This is a genomic window from Nostoc commune NIES-4072 (genome assembly GCF_003113895.1).
Classification (GTDB): domain Bacteria; phylum Cyanobacteriota; class Cyanobacteriia; order Cyanobacteriales; family Nostocaceae; genus Nostoc; species Nostoc commune.
On the sequence record NZ_BDUD01000001.1, the window covers coordinates 7,071,841 to 7,089,830 of the forward strand.

15 protein-coding genes are annotated in these 17,990 nt (G+C 40.3%); 9 read left to right on the forward strand and 6 right to left on the reverse strand.

Going from position 1 to position 17,990, the window contains the following annotated elements:
* Positions 1-102 precede the first annotated feature (102 nt).
* Complete coding sequence (locus CDC33_RS31840; RefSeq protein WP_109012315.1) at positions 103-588, forward strand: hypothetical protein; 486 nt, start codon at positions 103-105, stop codon at positions 586-588.
* Here CDC33_RS31840 and CDC33_RS31845 read toward each other — a convergent pair whose 3' ends face one another.
* Positions 589-888, reverse strand: a complete 300-nt coding sequence (locus CDC33_RS31845) for a hypothetical protein (protein WP_109012316.1) — start codon at positions 886-888, stop codon at positions 589-591.
* Positions 889-918: 30 nt separating this feature from the next.
* On the opposite strand from CDC33_RS31845, the gene CDC33_RS31850 reads away from it, so the two are divergent.
* The 3 genes from CDC33_RS31850 (at position 919) to CDC33_RS31860 (ending at position 4,001) form a co-directional block, all read left to right on the forward strand.
* Entirely contained in the window at positions 919-1,530 is a 612-nt protein-coding gene (locus CDC33_RS31850; protein ID WP_109012317.1) for a cysteine dioxygenase family protein, read from the forward strand.
* 69 nt (positions 1,531-1,599) lie between these two features.
* Positions 1,600-2,082, forward strand: a complete 483-nt coding sequence (locus tag CDC33_RS31855) for an ArsC/Spx/MgsR family protein (RefSeq protein ID WP_109012318.1) — start codon at positions 1,600-1,602, stop codon at positions 2,080-2,082.
* A 302-nt stretch (positions 2,083-2,384) separates the two neighbouring features.
* Entirely contained in the window at positions 2,385-4,001 is a 1,617-nt protein-coding gene (locus tag CDC33_RS31860; RefSeq protein WP_109012319.1) for a tetratricopeptide repeat protein, read from the forward strand.
* 228 nt (positions 4,002-4,229) lie between these two features.
* On the opposite strand, the gene CDC33_RS31865 is transcribed toward CDC33_RS31860, so the two are convergent.
* Positions 4,230-6,143 carry an acetate--CoA ligase family protein gene (locus CDC33_RS31865; RefSeq protein ID WP_109012320.1) on the reverse strand — a complete coding sequence of 638 codons (1,914 nt, stop codon included), beginning with the start codon at positions 6,141-6,143 and terminating at the stop codon, positions 4,230-4,232.
* 330 nt (positions 6,144-6,473) lie between these two features.
* Here CDC33_RS31865 and CDC33_RS31870 point away from each other — a divergent pair, with 330 nt between their 5' ends.
* The 3 genes from CDC33_RS31870 to CDC33_RS31880 all read left to right on the forward strand — a co-directional run bounded on the left by CDC33_RS31870 (position 6,474) and on the right by CDC33_RS31880 (position 9,435).
* Entirely contained in the window at positions 6,474-6,677 is a 204-nt protein-coding gene (locus CDC33_RS31870; RefSeq protein ID WP_100900450.1) for a hypothetical protein, read from the forward strand.
* 357 nt (positions 6,678-7,034) lie between these two features.
* On the forward strand, positions 7,035-7,877 hold the full coding sequence (locus CDC33_RS31875; RefSeq protein WP_109012321.1) for a cyanophycinase: 843 nt from the start codon (positions 7,035-7,037) through the stop codon (positions 7,875-7,877).
* A gap of 532 nt (positions 7,878-8,409) precedes the next feature.
* Positions 8,410-9,435 (forward strand): tetratricopeptide repeat protein, encoded by a 1,026-nt coding sequence (locus tag CDC33_RS31880; protein WP_181374195.1) that lies wholly within the window; start codon positions 8,410-8,412, stop codon positions 9,433-9,435.
* A 110-nt stretch (positions 9,436-9,545) separates the two neighbouring features.
* On the opposite strand, the gene CDC33_RS31885 is transcribed toward CDC33_RS31880, so the two are convergent.
* Positions 9,546-10,244: a phosphoribosyltransferase gene (locus CDC33_RS31885; RefSeq protein ID WP_109012774.1), complete on the reverse strand. Its 699-nt coding sequence runs from the start codon at positions 10,242-10,244 to the stop codon at positions 9,546-9,548.
* 192 nt (positions 10,245-10,436) lie between these two features.
* Between CDC33_RS31885 and CDC33_RS31890 the strand changes: the two genes are divergently transcribed.
* Entirely contained in the window at positions 10,437-11,117 is a 681-nt protein-coding gene (locus tag CDC33_RS31890; RefSeq protein WP_109012322.1) for a uracil-DNA glycosylase, read from the forward strand.
* A gap of 87 nt (positions 11,118-11,204) precedes the next feature.
* On the opposite strand, the gene CDC33_RS31895 is transcribed toward CDC33_RS31890, so the two are convergent.
* Positions 11,205-11,453, reverse strand: a complete 249-nt coding sequence (locus tag CDC33_RS31895; RefSeq protein ID WP_109012323.1) for a helix-turn-helix domain-containing protein — start codon at positions 11,451-11,453, stop codon at positions 11,205-11,207.
* Between the two features lie 232 nt (positions 11,454-11,685).
* Between CDC33_RS31895 and CDC33_RS31900 the strand changes: the two genes are divergently transcribed.
* Positions 11,686-14,832 carry an N-6 DNA methylase gene (locus CDC33_RS31900; protein ID WP_109012324.1) on the forward strand — a complete coding sequence of 1,049 codons (3,147 nt, stop codon included), beginning with the start codon at positions 11,686-11,688 and terminating at the stop codon, positions 14,830-14,832.
* Here CDC33_RS31900 and CDC33_RS31905 read toward each other — a convergent pair.
* Both CDC33_RS31905 and CDC33_RS31910 read right to left on the reverse strand, forming a co-directional pair.
* Positions 14,825-15,244 carry a hypothetical protein gene (locus CDC33_RS31905; RefSeq protein WP_109012325.1) on the reverse strand — a complete coding sequence of 140 codons (420 nt, stop codon included), beginning with the start codon at positions 15,242-15,244 and terminating at the stop codon, positions 14,825-14,827. The genes CDC33_RS31900 and CDC33_RS31905 overlap by 8 nt on opposite strands.
* 92 nt (positions 15,245-15,336) lie before the next feature.
* Complete coding sequence (locus CDC33_RS31910; protein WP_109012326.1) at positions 15,337-17,631, reverse strand: transglutaminase TgpA family protein; 2,295 nt, start codon at positions 17,629-17,631, stop codon at positions 15,337-15,339.
* Positions 17,632-17,990: the final 359 nt, after the last annotated feature.

Below are 17,990 nucleotides of genomic sequence, written 5' to 3' on the forward strand. Positions count from 1 at the left end.
GCATGGGGCAGGGGGCATTGGGCATTGGGCATTAATTATTCTGTCTCACTCCCTCATCTTCCCCAATCCCCAGTCCCTAGTCCCCAATCCCCAGTGACCAATATGCAAGCTAATACAAACCAATTCTCATGGTTCCAGGTTCCAGAGGACATCAAAAATCTATTAATTTTAGCTGCACAAACCTGGGAGAACACATCAGAATCGGAAAAATATATTCAACAAGCTTTAGCCAAAACTGGTGAAAATACAGATGTATTGGTAGCAGCATATAGATTTTTCTATTATAAAAATAATTATTCTCTTGCATTACAAACAACAACTAAATTATTAGATAAAATTAAAGAAATAGAAAACTTGCCTGATGACTGGGAGCAACTTAAGCCGATATTAGTCAATCGCAAAGAAGACCCACAAATTCGATTGTACTTAAATGCTTATGCTGCTTCTGGATTAGTACTAGCAAAGTTAGGAGCAATTGAGCAAGCAAAAGAAATCAGCGCCAAAGTCAAAGAGATAGACGAAAAGCATGATTTTGGAGCCGGAATTCTTCTGGATATTTTGACACGTCCAGCAGAAGAAGATGATTAATTAGTCAATGCATATCTCGACAAGACGATGTGCGTTGTAGAGACGCGATTCATCGCGTCTGTAACGAGTGGGGAGACAAGGACACAAGGAGAATAACCCATGCCCCCTAATGCCCCATTCCCAATTCCCAATGCCCTTTTGGTGAACAATCATGAACAATTGGTTATCTACCACATCATATTCCTCATACTCCCTATTAGGAGTAGCTACTGATAGCAACTCTATCATTCCTCCTATCACCATACCTACTAAACTTCCTGGAGGTAATAATATTCCTAATGTCTCTCCGATCATCATCATCCAATCTTCTCAGCTATCAATTTAAAAGTTATGAAAGGTAAGGATTGGCTGCTAACGGGGGACGGTCATTATCAAGCCTGTAAAGCTGTAAGAGCATGGGATTTATTGAGAGAAAATTATCGCGTTTATCGGTTTTTAACTGAAATCGAAGATGTTCTCAATAGTGTGGACGATCAAACCAGTTGTCTGCCAGAAATCCGAATGCTCGTAAGGCGCTTAATAGTAAATTCCTACTGGGTGCGGAGTCAATATTTAGAGCCTTCGCCTAAAACGGGAACCTCTGTTTTACTCCTATACGATGAATTGGGTTTTCCGTTGACTGTGCAAACAGTAACATTTGCACCAGGAACTCGATCAACCATTCATAATCATGGGACGTGGGGAATCGTGGCGGTGTTAAAAGGTCAGGAAAAAAATACTTTTTGGCGACGCACCCATAGCGCTGAAAATCTGGGCAAGATTGAACAGACAGGAGAGATAACTCTATTTCCAGGGGATATTATTAGCTTCACTCCTGATGCAATTCACAGTGTAGAAGCAATGGGTGATGAACCAACTGTGACTTTTAATATCTACGGCGAAACTGATCCGAGTGAGAGATTTGAGTTTGACCCGGTTAAGTGTAGTGCTAAAAACTTTTAGCATCACGCGGTATGGGCGCACAATTGTGCGCCCTTAAAAAAGAATAGTATTTTACAGCGAGGTAGTTGAATGGCAAGAGTAATTTTCTATAGTAAACCAGGCTGTAAAGGTGGTACTAAGCAAAAAGTTTTGCTTACAGCTGCTGGTCATGAGGTGATACCATACAATCTGCTAACAGAACCTTGGACAGTTGAGCGGTTACGTTCATTTTTTGGCGATCGCCCCGTAGCCGAATGGTTTAATCCTTCCGCTCCAAAGGTAAAATCTGGTGAGGTAGTTCCTGAAAAAGTGGACGAACAAACCGCTTTGGCGCTGATGCTGAAAGAGCCGTTGTTGATTCGCCGTCCTTTATTAGAAGTAGGCGAACAGCGCGAGGTCGGATTTGATGTACAAAAGATTGATGCTTGGATTGGCTTACAAGCTGTGGATGAATCTTTACAAGAAATTAGCGACAATCTCATGAAGGAGAATTTGCAAGGCTGCTCTCACGGTCATGGTCATCATCATGAACATGGTCATGAACACCAAAAGCAAGGCAACTGTAAACATTAGTACAGCATATAGCGGTTCTCTGTTGAGTAGGTACTAAATCCCACCCCCCTTTTCGCAAGCACGGAGAGGGGGGACTGGAGTCGGTGAGAGACTTTGGGTTGGGGTTGTGACTTTGGGTCATTTGCGATCTTGGTGGTTAGCTAATTAATATTTCATGTATTATTAAGAGCGATCGCCCTCTCCCAACTCTTCAAAACTCTGGCATAATCAGACATGGTTGCACCTAAAAAGCTGATTTAAAGCTTTACGCCGAATGGATATTTTAATAGAATAATCTCATCAAAAGATTCGCAGAAACATAAATGGACTGGATTACACTACTGCGATCGCTACAGTCTGATTTTATTAAAAGGTTAACATCTGGTTCTCTGCTTCATTGTGAAACAGAAGGTCAATATAGTGAAGTAACTATAATCTCTGGAGAAAGATTAAAGGCGCTACGGGAATTTTGCTGGCAAATGGCTGAGAAATATAAGCGTGTTTTGCCAGTCCGTGATGTTTTTCTTAGCTATCTCAAAGGCAAGTTGGGTGAGGAAGTTGTCAAAGAACGTTTAGCTGATTTTATTACGGAAGTTGATTATGAAAAGCGATTTGGCGGCGATGGCAATATAGATTTTACCTTGACTTCTGACCCATCTATTGGTATTGAGGTTAAATCTCGTCACGGTAGTATTGATAGAGTTAGATGGTCAATTAGTTCTGAAGAGGTTGAAAAAAATGCAGTTGTAGTTTGCATTTTGATTCAAGAAGATGTGAGTGAAGCGCAATCTGAATATCACCTTTTCTTAGCTGGCTTTCTCCCAACCCGAATGATTAAGTTAAAGACTGGTAAAATTTCTTTTGGGATAGAGCAATTACTGTATGGTGGCGGTTTATGGTGTTATCTAGAACAGTTACAATATTCTATAAATTCTTCTAGGCAACAAACACCAATTTATAAATATCTTCCGAAGCAGAAAATTGCATCTAAGCCAACTATTAATCAGTTGAGTAACTCTTATTTTAAACCAGAATATAATGATGAACATTTAAATATACTTTATGTAAGATTAGGTGATGAATGTTTTGAGAAAGGAGAATATTTAAATGCGATCGCCAACTATAATCAAGCCTTACAAATAAAATCTGGTGATGTTGATTTATATTATAAACGAGGTTTAGCTCACTATCAAATAGGAGATTATGAAGCTGCGATCGCAGATTATTCTCAAGCAATTCAAATTAATCTTCATGATGCTAAATCTTACAATAAACGAGGTTTAGCTCTGTCTCAACTGGGGCGGTTAGAAGAAGCAATTAATGATTATACTCAGGCTATCAGAATTAATCCTAATGTTGCCGTAGCTTATAAAAACCGTGCTGAAGCTCGTTCTCACGTAGGAGATAACCAAGGAGCAATTGAAGATTACACACAGGCTATTAAAATTAACCCCCATTATGCTGATGCTTATAAAAACCGTGGAATTGCTCGTTATTTATTAGGCTCTCAACCGGGATTTCCCCAAGCAATTAAAATTAATCCTAAAGATGCTATAGCTTATAAAAAACGTGGTAATGCTCGTTCAGATTTAGGAGATTTTGAAGGAGCGATTGAAGATTATACTGAGGCAATACAAATTAATCCTAATTATGCAGATGCTTATTACAACCGTGGTAATGCTCGTTCAGATTTAGGAGATTTTGAAAGAGCAATTGAAGATTATACTCAGGCAATCCAGATTAATACAAATTATGCAGATGCTTATTACAACCGTGGCAATATCCGTTTAGAAATAGCAGATAAACAGGGAGCAATTGAAGATTTTCAAAAAGCGGCAGACATCTATCGTCAAGAAGGTAAGTTAGAAGCACTCAAAGATACACGAGAAATAATATTAGATTTAGAAATAGAAGAATCATTAGATATTTTAAACTTCTAGAAAATCGATGATTTCGGATAAATAGCGACTTTTAGTTTAATAAATATCATAGTCGCATAATTTAGTTATAAATCCCACACTACTACACTTAGCCGTTATCCCCTCCTCGCTTGCGGGGAGGGGAGACGAAGCGTAGCTTTTACGGGGTGGGGTTCTTCAGGTTTAAGAAGTAGTCAGGCGGACATGAGATAAAAGGAGATTTGAAAAGTATTGGGCGAATAAAATTCGCTACTGCAAAATTGCTCCAGTTTCTTTCAAATAAACCCGCGTAAATGGTTCATCTTCACCCAAAGTATAATCTTCAATCAATCCTTTGCGACGGATAGAAATGTCGTTGCCTTTTCTAATCACCACAGTGGAACCATCAAACACATCCCGTACCAACATCATCTCAGTTTCGGTGGGATTATCCAAAACTACCATATTACTACTGCGGTAAAACATCCCTTCTTCATTTAAGATATCTTCCGCATACTCGGTAATCAGCAAATCAAGTTTTGGATGACGCAGCAAAGTTTGGACATTGCTGTTGTAATTTTTGCTTAATACTTTTTTGGAGCGATTCACAAAAACTGCATCACGACAAACAGCGCCTATTGTCCAGTTGGGGTTTTGTAAAAGGATATGGTCAATTGTTGCTTGCAGTTCTTCAACTGAGATTTTATTAAAGGTAATAATTGGTATCCTGGCATCTGTACCCGACTCAAAAAAGGTTTCTAAGATATAAGAAGGCACATCAACACTTTCACCAACAGAAGGTTTAAGATGCATTAAAACACCTGGTGCAGCGTTAATTTCTAAGATGGCAAACTTACTGGATTTCCAAGATTCTGAGAGACTTTTCGTAATGACATCAATACCAAGGCAAGTCAACTGGAAGTGTTGGGCAATATCTTGCGCCAAAATAATATTGTCATCATGAACTGTCTGGGTTGCATCAATGCTCATACCTCCGGCTGAAAGATTAGCGACTTTACGCAGGTAAACAGTGCGTCCCTTCTCAATCACGCTGTCCAATGATAAGCGCTGTTCTTCTAAATAGAGTTCCATCGCTTCATCTATTTGAATTTTACTCATCGGCGAGGTAGGCGTGTCTTGGCGTGCAGGTTTCCGGTTCTCTTGGCGGATTAATTCTGCAAGCGTTAAATAGCCATCACCAACAACTGATGCTGGACGGCGTTCTGTGGCGGCGACAAATCTGCCATTGACACACAACAAGCGAAAATCTGATCCAGAAATACTTTTCTCAACAATTATCCGAGTTAGCTGATCTTCGGGAATCGCTGCTAATGCCCTATTATAAGCAGCTTCCAATTCTTTTGAGTCCTGCACATCAGCCGTAACGCCAATTCCTTTGTGACCTACCACTGGCTTAACTGCCACTGGGTAGCCAATTTGTCTTGCTGCTGCTAAGGCTTCCTTTTCAGTAAAAACGATATCGCCTTCAGGGACTGGGAAACCCAAAGTTTTTAAAAATGCCTTACAGTCGTCTTTACGGGTGGTAAACTCCGAATCTAGATGGCTATCACAGTTAAATGTTGTTGCGACCCCTCGCACATGTTTTTTTCCTAAGCCGTATTGCATTAATCCTTCTTCCCACAAATAAAAGGCGGGAATACCTTTTTCGTAAGCTGTTCGCAATAAGGCGTAAACTGTGGGGCCACCATAGACAGAGGCGCGGAATTTATTTTGCAGCCTCACCAATTGTTCATCAAAGGTAAAGTCTTCGTCTTGGGTAATAGCTTCAAACCAATCCCAAACAAAATAAGCTACCTCTCTACTTGTGCGTTCATGTAGTGATTGAACGCTAATCCGCACAAAATCTGGATATGGCTTGACACTCCAACGGTTAAGGTGCAAATCCATGTCCAGTTTTCCGACTTCAGACACAACTTGGGCAAATAGATCAGCATAAGATTCGTAGCTTTTGCTGCCCAGGTGAGGATAGCGATCGCTAATCTTTGCAATATAATCTTCAATGGGCAAAGGCTCTCTAGAGTCAATTAGAGCAAAATCAAATACTAGCGCTCCTGTATCTAAATAAGGGTTGGGCCCAACAAAATGCTTGAAGTTGAAAATATCGAATACATCCGTTCTTCTAGCATTAATGCGGACTAAATCACTGCTTTTTTGTAGAACCATTGATTACGAACCTTTGGCTAAACACCCTGAAATTTAAATGCTGAGTTCTGGTTACTCAGACTTATTGATTGTAAATTAACTCACATTATCTTTTGAGAGTGATGGCAAAGCCATTGAATCTAATCAGAACTTAGATTAAACCTATTAGTAAGCATTTTCAACTATCTCAAGGCATAATTAAACCCCCCTACCTTAGCAAAGAAAAAACTACAGTTAATTCATCCTCATGAATGGTCAAATATATAACCTTTGAAAGGTGCAACACTCAGCCAATAAATTGTATAAATAAATATGCGGTATTCAAAAGACAGTCATAAAGACAGCAAAGTTATGAATAGCACACAAGCTGCTCTAAGAGACGAAATTCGCGAACTTGCTGAGGAAGCTTTTCACCAAAAGCTGATCTCTGGGCATGGTGATGGCCCGGATATAAACGAGTATCAAATTGTCTACCAAGGCAAACCCAGGCATCTCCCCCTCGAACAAGCACGTTTTTTCTTAACTAACTTGCTTTATAGAAGTCGCATTCATTAGGACTTACCATCAGATATCTAATTGCATCCAGCGAGAGTTAATACCAATTTTTTAATAATTGCACGATAAATTTCCAATCGGCAATTAGCAATGTCTCTAAAAAATCACTCTAGAGGCAGTTGTTGCTGTGGGTTTTATTAAGTCAACGAATGTTAATGAGGATAGCTATTTTCTATGTAATTTTTGGCAAGAATCTTTTAGTCTGCTGCGATGTCTAACGACAAGCGGCTTTTCTACGAGACGCTACGCGAATATCAATACTATCTTCTATTAGGTGATCTACCAAAGGGATGATTTGATAGTTGGAATTGTCATGGTTTAGTAAAATTTATTAACTCAAATCAGGGGACATCGATCATGGTACAAACTAATTCAAAAGGGCAACTGGTAATTATTGGGGGAGCCGAAGACAAGGAAGGAGATTGCCAAATTCTGCGGGACTTTGTGCGACGCGCTGGGGGTACAAAAGCGTATATTGTAATAATGACGGCGGCGACAGAATTACCTAGAGAAGTGGGAGAAAATTATATTAGAGTATTTGAGCGCCTGGGAGCCGAAAATGCTCGGATTATTGATACAGAAACCCGCGAAGATGGATCTTCTTCTACTGCATTGGAAGCAATTCATAAAGCAACTGGGATATTTTTTACTGGGGGAGATCAAGCTCGCATCACCAGTATTCTCAAGGACACCGAAATAGATACGGCGATTCATCAACGGTTCTCTGAAGGTGTAGTTATCGGAGGCACAAGCGCCGGAGCTGCCGTGATGCCAGACGTAATGATTGTAGAAGGCGACTCAGAAACACATCCTCGGATTGAAACTGTTGAAATGGGCCCGGGTCTTGGTTTTCTACCAGGAGTGGTAATTGACCAACATTTTTCCCAGCGCGGACGTTTGGGACGCTTAATTTCAGCTTTGATACTACAGCCTGCTGTTTTGGGATTCGGTATTGACGAGAATACCGCTATGGTCGTGACAGATAACCAAGTTGAAGTTATTGGTGAAGGTGCGGTTACGATTGTTGATGAATCAGAGGCTACGTACAACAATATGGACGAAATCTTGAAAGATGAGTCTTTGGCGATTTGCGGAGCAAAGCTTCATATTTTGCCACATGGTTTCAAATTTGACTTGAAAACCCGTCAGCCTATCCTAAATAATGGCTCTGTGGCAAATGTTTCTGTAGGTGTTGGTTAAATCAACACCTAACTTTTAGCAGGTGCATTTAAGTTAAGCCAATAATTAATAATTGTAGATTATTGACATTTATTTCTTGAATATCCTCCCAATTACTCTTAGAAATAGCGGACATAGCCCCGCATTTTCAGGAGGAAGGGGGGATTTATTAATAAGCGATCGCAGTCTTAATTACAAGATAAACTACTAATTGGCGTTACTCACAATTAGTGCTTTTGTCAATATATAAGTTTTATTCATAAGCTTCACAACTGGTTCGCTAAATCTAAAATCTCTTTATCTCAACAAATCGTGCTGTGGTAAGGCAGCCTGTCAAAGTCTATTGCTGATGATTTCCCAAGTCTGGAATACAAAAATTCCAATAAACAAGTCACGCTGTGCTAAACCAACCTGATGAAAGATACCTTGTGGTTTTGGGAACACTAGATATAGCACCAGACTGAACAAGAAAGGGCTGATGTCTAAAGGGGAATGAAATAACAGATCGAAAAATACAGTTCCCGTGCAATTACCCATAACACACTTAAAATCAGTGAAGCGTAATACAATTACCCATGAATTTGACTCTGGTTCACAAGCAGAAATACTACCTATACAGGAAAGTGATGACATATCGGAAGCATCCAAGCTACTAAGGCAAGGAATTCAACAGCAGCAAGCTGGTGAATTAATAGCGGCTTTGAAGTCCTTACAACAATCCTTGGGGCTGTTTCAATCGGTTGGGGATTTGCAAAAACAAGCACAGGCACTTTCTTTTTTAGGATTGGTAACTTACACAGCTGGAGACTACAAAGGTGCTATCTCTTACTCCGAACAGTGTTTGTCTTTGGTCAATAACTCCTCAGATTTTGTAATGCAAATGCAAGCACTTTCCCATTTAGGGAATGCATACCGTCATCTAAATGACCATAACAAGGCTATTGAATTTTTGGAAAAGTGTTTAAAAATAACACAACAGCTGCAAGACAAACGTAGTCAAGTAGCAGCACTGAATAATTTAGGATTGGTATATAAAGCTTCGGGTAACTTTATACAGGCAATTGAGTATCAGCAGCAAAGTCTAGAGATTGTCCGGGAACTCAAAGATAACTGGGGCGAGGAACAGGTACTCAAGAATTTGGGTAATGCTTGGTATGCTTTGGACAATTACTCAAAAGCGATCGCCTATTATGAGCAGTGTGTAATACTAGCACGTTCCTTGAAACATGTTCGCAGTGCTTCTCAGGTGCTAAAGAATTTAGGGAATGCTTGTTATGCCTTAGGTGATTATGCTAAAGCCATTAAGTATTATGAAGAACGGTTGCAATTAGCTAGAGAAATTCAAGACAAGCGTAGCGAGGAACAGTCTTTAGGTAACTTAGGAGTTGCTTGTGAAGCTTTGGGTGACTATAACAAAGCGATTAAGTATTATGAAGAACGTTTGCTGTTAGCTAGAAGCATCAAAGATCGGCGCAGTGAAGAAGAAGCTCTTGATCGTCTGAAAGCTGCTTGCTACGCCTTGGGTGATTATGCCAAAGCTATGCAATACCAGCAAGGAACATCTTCAAATAATTTGTAATACTCGCCTCCGGCGAGAAGCAGGCTACGTAATTCGTAATTACAAAAAGTCCGAAAAATCGTTAAAAAGCAAGAGAGGGAAAGGAATAATTAAAAGTTAATAATATGAAATTACTCACATCGGTCAATTTCTCCCATTGTCTTTTGTTGCTGGAGATACCCGAGAACTTCTAATGTATCTACTTGGGGAAATTCTGTGTAAAAATTACTTACACTCCAAAAGGGTTCTGGTGTTTGCAAGACAATGGTGCGATCGCCCCACTGTTCTAACCAGGGTAGCAATGTTTGTGGTGCTACTGGAGTACATAGCCAAACTGCTGCTGGAGAAAGCGTTTTGAGAGCAGTTGCCGCTACCGCTATTGTCATACCTGTAGCAATGCCATCATCAACTAAGATCAGCGTAGCATCCTCTGCATTCACCTGCGGACAAGCAGGAATTAATAGAGTCTCAAGAGACTTAGCAAGGTTTATCGCTTTATTTAAAGCTACTTCCCGCCACCGCGCATCATGTTTAAGGCGAGATAGCTTTTGATCAGTCCAAAGAACATTTCCAAAAGTAGTCACTGCACCAATTGCTAACTCTGGGTTTTCTGGATGGCTAATCTTTTTCGCCACAACAATTGTCAACGGACAATCCAAAAGACGTGCTATTGGTGCTGCTACTGGTACACCCCCTCTTGGCAAAGCATAAACAATTGGTACAGGCTTTACCCCAGAATCAATAGTTTGCTGAGTCAAAACATCATGAACAACTCGCGCCAATTCCTCACCCGCATGGGTGCGATCGGCGAAAAGCGGGGTATATGACATAGTTTCCCCCAGCATCTTAGGACGGCACTGCTTTTATGATGACTGAATTTTGTCTCAAATTAACTGATACAATAAGATTTGTATAAATAACTAAGTACTCAGCAAAAGTCTATTGATTCTGATAAATCTCCAACTAGAGCAGTATTTAACTCAGATAAAACAGATGGTGCTGATGCCAAAATCCTAATTTTCATGAGCAGCGAAACTCAACTCAGCCTCTTCGACGACTCAACCCTTAACCAACGAGAACTGATTCCTACAGACGCTAAAATTGCGATCGCTTCGGGAACTTATTCTGACATGACGGAGTTGGTACAACATTGCAATAGCTGCCATCGTTGTGCATTGGGAGACACTCGGACTCATGCTGTCGTCGGACGCGGTAATCTCAAAGCACCAATTATGGTTATAGGAGAAGCGCCTGGTCAAAATGAAGACGAAACTGGTTTACCATTTGTAGGCAGATCGGGGCAGTTGCTAGAGAAAATTCTGGCATCCGTGAATCTGACTACTGAGGATGATGTATACATTGCCAATATTAACAAATGTCGCCCACCAGATAATAGAGTTCCTACACCTGTAGAAGTGGCGGCTTGTTTACCCTACTTACTAGAACAAATTCGTTTAGTTGACCCCAAAATAATCCTGTTAACAGGTGCAACTGCTGTCAAAGCCATCACAGGCGATAAGCGAGGGATTACGAAAATTCGCGGACAGTGGTTAGAGTGGGAAGGACGTTTATGTATGCCAATTTTTCATCCTTCCTACTTGCTACGTAACCCTTCTAAAGAAAGAGGTGCGCCGAAGTGGTTGATGTGGCAGGATATCCAGGCAGTGCGTGCCAAGTTAGACGAAATCCAAAATAATAGCTAATTTGGTAAATTATTTTCACTCCAATTAAGCAATATTTCTCTCTTGATTGCTTTTAACAGCCAACAACGGAAGGATTTCCATCTTCAATTATTCTTGAAATTTCACTCCTAAGTCAACATTTAGAACTGCTTCAATCTTACGGATGATTCCTTCTGTTGCAGGCGCTCTTAAGTTTTCAGCCTCTAATTGATACCAATAGGCGCGACTAATGCCAGCCTCTCGGCAAATTTGTGAGAGAGACCGTTCATCTCTCTCCCTTGCCTGTTTTATCCGCTTTCCAATATCTGGGAAGTCCTGCACCACTTCCACTACTCGCTTAACTTGCACTACTGTCATGGACTTAACTTCAAATTATGATTTTAGTGTAAGTTGCCTCAAGATAATTGACCACTGTCTACATACAGTAGACGATAATAATTGTAAATTTAGGATTGCGACAAAATATGATAAAAACCTGTAAGGTAATCTTCAGAGTTTTGATCTAGTTCGATCCCAGCAATTACTCTAACTAGCTTGCTAATAGTTTCGAGAATTTCAACCCATTAATAAGGTTTTATAATGTTTTGCCATGTCTAAATTCTTGTCGAACAAACCTCTGCACGATGTTAACTCTGTTGAAACTGCCTCGTCCAAGGAACTTCAACAACAGCTGAAGCTATTTTCAGAGAAGACAGGTTTTATGTCGTCAGATGTGTTCGACTTAAGAAGTATTCGCCTATTGGTATCTCGGCTTCATGATATTTTCCGTGACAATGATAGCCAGAGCAACATCATCAGCCGCTTTGACGAAATCACGAAACTGGTCTTCGCCAAAATTGTATCTGATAAAACTTACAACAGTGGAGCATCTACACCCTTTTCCCCCTCTGATCTTCCTCTAAATCCCTGCGTCGTCCGAAAATACTATCAGCATCTTTCACACCAGCACAGCAACCTTATTCCAAAACGGTTTAGTGAGCTTCATTGCTCTGATAGTGCAATCATGAAATGTGTCTTAGCCCTTCAATCGTTCAATTTCACATCTACACAATTTGATGTGAAAGGATTAGCTTACGAAGAAATTGTTCGTAATACTTTTGACAAAAGCGATCATCAACAATTTTTCACCCCGCCTCATATTGTTGATTTTATTGTTTCCGCTTGTCAGCCTTATCTTAAAGGTGATATCTGTGATCCAGCATCTGGGACAGGTGGATTTCTCTCTAGCATTGCAAGGCATCAAATAAATTATTCATCCCTTACAAGTATTGAGATTGACGAGCGGCTCTCTTGGGTTTCGGGAATTAATATGCTTCTTCACGGAGCAAAAAACATTCGTACAGTGTTTCTTCCTGCTGGGGGGACTCTAGGTAATCAAGCCAATCAGTTCTTTTCATGCTTCGATGCGATAATCACTAACCCACCATTTGGCAGCGATTTTACCGAGTCTGATGTTTTAGAAACATTTGAATTAGGAATAGGCAAATCATCTCGTCGGCGTGGAATTCTCTTTATTGAACGTTGCCATGCTCTTTTACGTAAAAACGGTATACTTGCTATAATTCTTGACGAAGGTGTTTTAAATTTGTCTCACGCAACTGATGTAAGACAGTTTATTATCAAAAACTTTGATCTAAAAGCTGTTATCAGTCTGCCTGAAACTGCATTCATGCCGTATGCTACCGTGAATGCCTCCATTTTGATAATGTCTAAAAAAATATTTGCTGAGAATAGCAAACTTTCAGTATTTTTTGCTAAAGCAGATAAAGTTGGACGTAAAACAAGCGGGGATGAAGACATTCGTTACGACGAGGATGGAAAAAGTTATCTTAATAGCGATCTTCCGTCTATATTAAATGCCTGGCACAAATACCTTAAAGAAGGTCGAGTTGATGAATCAGAAAACATCTATGTTGCTGATGTCTACTCTAACTTTGACAAAAAGACAAATGGGCATCGAATAGATTTCCAGTATCATCACCCATCTAGAAAAAAAAGCCAACAATTAATTGCTACTTCTATTTATCCATTAAAACGTTTAGCCGATATTTGTACAGAAAGGAATGTCTCTATCTCTCCATGCAAAGAACTCTCTGGCGCAATTATTCGATATACAGGGTTGGCAAATATTGAATCAAATACTGGACAATTTGAACAAGTTCCAACTCCATCTGACTCATTAAAAAGCTCAGTCAAGATGTACCAACCTGGTGATATTATTTTTGCAAAAATGCGTCCTAACCTGCGAAAAGTTGCATTAATGAGCTTTGCAGAACCAGGTTTTGTATCGTCGGAATGTTCAGTTTTTGCTGCCAATAAAGCATCTGATGGTACATATCTAATTGACCCTCTTATACTAAGCGTTTTACTTAGATCAGACTTTGTTTATGGGCAAATTATGCATTTGGTAGCAGGTATTGGCCGTCCAAGAATTAACTCAAAAGAATTGTTGCAAGTAATGATTCCGCTTCCACCTAAAGATGTTCAAGAGGAAATTCGCCGTCAGTATTTGAGTCAGCACCAAAAAGTAGAGAATCTCAAATCGGATATTGGAAGCTTTTTAGACCGCTCTCAATTAATGCTCACATCGTTAGTAAAAGAACTGGTTTGTTCTTTTATTGGAAGCCCAAAGATAACATCTTTTATGCCTATTGAGAATAAAGAAATGGCACTCACTGCTGAAAGCCTGAGAACCTTTCTAAGGGGGGAGTCCAACCCTTTAGATACATTGTCTTGGTTAACCGACTTATTCCTGCCAGAAGTTCTTAAAAGGCTGAATGAAACTGATGTTAGGCGTAGGCTTGGTATATATGCTGGCGAGAAAATTCCAGAAAATGAAAGAAACCTTACTGATGTACGCAATCGCGTGAGTCTAATCATCGAATATGAAGTAGCCCGTTTAGCAACTCGCATTCTTGAAGATCACCAGATTGAAGATATTTTCTGGAGTTATGTTGTCGCTAACCGTTTCCCTGATTTAGAAGTTCGTACATCTTCAGGCTCTCGCGGTCTTCGGGTTGAGGTTAAATGCCTTCAAACCATTGCTGAAGAAAAATCTGCTAACTTTGATACTTTAAGAAAAGACATTCATTCTCTAACCGACTTTGTGATTGTTTTTGCTTGGGACTGGAGGTATGACCCTGAAGATGTCACCTGGGATCGAGCGCCCTTCATTCATCATGCGTATGCTTTTCATGCATCTTCACTTGCTTTACTGCGCGACTGGTACTGGCTCAATTGTCCTCCTAATGATTTAGGTAATGGATTGCAAGGCTTTGACCTTAGATATGCTGTCAACTGCAAAGATGGCACATATAACGAGGAAGAGGGCAATTATGGTAAGCTTCTACGGATATGGCAAGAAGGCTTTAAATATGAACCACCTGAGTCGGATCTAGTTCACCGCACTATTGCAGACTATCTTGCCTTTAAAAATGGAGTGATCAAAGCAGGTTTAGATACTTTGGCTCATTTATTTCTACCTCAGCTTTCTGAATTTAATAAGGTTGTTGCTGTCCTCCACGAGAATGAGCGAGTTGGTTGGCAATCAGGTGAGGTTTGCTTCTTATTAAGCTCTGCTGTTTCAACAAAGAAAAAACAAAATTTAGTTCTTAGCCAGCTAACAGTCAGCAAAGTTTACTTATTTACAGATAAATATGCTTGGAGAGAATTTGAGTATAAAAAAGGAAAATTGACATTGAAGCGAACGGGAAAAAAACCAAAGCGGCTTATTTAAGCGAATCTAACTCCGTAGGATCTGACTCAGTAGAATCAAGTTCAGCTGATTCAGGTTCAGCTGGGTCAAGCCGGAAATTAACAACTGATTGACAGAATTGAAATACCCACTCGTTGAACTCCAAGCCTGAACAATGATTCATGAAGAGGGTTATCTGTTCTACAGGTAATATAGTAACTAACGTTTTCTCAAAGTTGTATAACTCGCATTTGCTTAAATCGCTGTCTGTTGGCAGGACATGAAAGAAGTACCCGCCTCGATTAGTGTGTCCCTCTGTACTACGAATGCAGATACTAGCTCCCTTTTGTCGCTCCCTCAAAATGTTTGAAACTTGGTCTACAGAAACTGGAGTATCCGTATCCATGCTGACTAAAGGAGGAAAGGGAATATCTTCAAACTTCTTCTTTGGCATCTAAATTATTTGTCTAATTAGGTCTGTCTAAATAAGTGGATATTCTCTTAGAAGAAATAACCTGAAAATTTTGCGCTCTGCTAGGATTTAAATTACTTAGCAGTCTTTTTGATACCTTGCCATCTCTCTCGCAATCGCTTCAAGTTGGGAGCATGACCACCATAACGCCAACTAACATAAGCTTGGCTAATCTCATCTATTACCTCAGCAGTTGCTGGGGCATGATGCTGATATGATCCTTTGGCATACTCTAAAGGTGTTTGTGCTGGATGTTTAGCTAAACCTTTTTGGGTTGTCCATTGCAGCATTTGTTGATAAAGGCTCTCCATTGCTGGCAATTTCTTTAACCATCGACGATTGCGCCACTCTCGCCATTGTCCCCAACCCAGCCAACCGAAGAAAGCTGCTGTAGTTGCCAAGATTAAGCCAGTCAATACGCCAAACCAACCTTGAGAGAATAAAGCTAAAAACCAAGCGATCGCTCCAATCACCCACTTAAATATTGTCTCAAATACATTATTCAACAAACCTGTTACTGGAGAAGGCAGCCATCCAGCAACCCAATGCCACAACTGACGCAACACACTAAAAGTCTGAGTATCTTCCACTGATGGAGGTATCAGGGGATGATTGGGAATCGGGTCAAAGGCAAACCAGCCATATTTAGGAAAATATACTTCCGTCATCGCATAAGCATCAGTATTACGGACAACATATAGCCCTGTAAATGGATTAAATTCTCCTGCACTAAACCCTGCTACCAACCGGGCTGGGATGCCAATGGAACGCAACATTACCGTCAGAACTGTTGAGAAGTGGTCTGGATAACCACCTTTATATTTGAATAAAAAAGCTTCTACTAAGTCATCTTTTTCTCCCAAATAAGGCAAATCTAAGGGATTTTGGGGAAGAGAGTAGCGTTGCTTTAAATATTGAGCTAAGTAGAGAGCTTTTTCATAGACTGAATCTAGACTTTTAGAAGACTTTGCAACTCGTTCTTGATTATAGTTAGCAAGAATTTCTTCGGTACGTTGCCGGACAATTTCTGCAATTTCGGGAGGAATTTGCAGATAATGCTGTTTAATATCTTGTGGATATTTAGTAGAAGCTTCACCCAATTTAGTACGATCGCGATATGGTACTTCAGACACTACTGTGTAAGTGAGTCCTTCTGATAATTCCACAGGCGATCGCAATCCGTCTTCCTTATCAACCGCGATCATTGGTGTAGGAAAGTAAATCTCTTTGGGATAAGCCATCGCCGGAATTAGATTAGGCAAATCCGCCACCACTGTATAAGTTTGTACTATCTCTTGGGTTTTACCAGCGATCAAAGGTCGATTTAGGAAGATTTGGTAAGACCAAGGCGATCGCTTGATGGTTGTAACATCTTCATTACGGGAAACTTCCCATCCCTTACCCGTATAACGGTCAAATCCTAGAACTCGCCAAAAACCCTCAGCTTGCGATCGCACCCGCATCACAATTTTAGGTTTCATCTCGCCCCGCAGGTTTTGGTTAATTTGGCTATTAAAACCGTAATAAAAGTTATTATCTACTTTACCTGGTTGACCAGTTTGATTTTGTCCCGTACCACTGCCTTGATTATCACCTTTACCTTGGCGGACATAACCGGGATTAATGATACTACGTCCGGTGAAATTACCTTTTATTGGAATCGCAGAACTTACAGGAAAGTTCCGTAACTGATAGCCAGGAAATCTGGGTAAAACAGCAAAAATTGCCAGTCCTAGACCGACAATTAGGAAGAAATTCAGAATTAAAAATTTAAAATTAAGAGTTGAGGAATTCTTCTGATTGAATTTTCCCTTTTCAGTTTTTAATGGCTGTAAACCTAAACGGGAGCGATAATCTAATACTAAAGTTGGGAGAGCGATCGCTAAAAATAACAGCAGCACAGGTGCAAATGCTAAAGTCTGACTTAACGTTGCCGCCACACCCAATAAAATTAATCCTATAACAATCGAATAGCCCAAATTTTTCCGGCGGGGTGTATCAAAGCTATGTAACACCTGGAGTTGAATTAATAACTCAGCCAAACCCAACCGTGTATCATTCAACTCTCCCACTAATCGCCCAAAGAAAGCACCCAGTGCTACTAACATTCCGATGGCGATACAAAACTTAACTGCAACATTGCGATCGCGGCGGCGATAGTAACTCCAAATCGCACCCAGTACACTCAGGGGTAATGCCCAAAAACTGAATGAAGTTTCAGCAGCGATATCCGTCGCCACAATTCCCAAAACAACCAACGCTAGCACCAGCACCCGCAAGGAAATTGAATCTTCCACTTCTATTAAAGGCGATCGCTGCGGATTTTGCCGCCAGAAATTACCTACAGGGACACGCCAAAACCGATTCATCCAGGATAAGTTAAGCATTTCGAGTCTAAGTATAAATGCCACGGAAACAATGCTTAGGACGAAACTGTTCGTCCTAATTTAAAGTATTCCCGTTAGAAGAAGCTTTACTATCCTGCTTTGATGCATCTATACAGGTTTAGCGCCTATTTTATAAATTAAATTCCTCACAGGAGTTTTAAATGTTAAAAAATTTGATTACATGAATGAGATACAATCATAGCCCCCTCTCGAAGAGCGGGGAGGGGGTTGGGGGTGGGGTTCTTCGGCTTTAACTAAGTAATCAAACGAACATAATATGACGTTACCGCGAACTGTAACGCCAAGCGCGAACATAATTTTGTATAAAAAAACAATCCAAC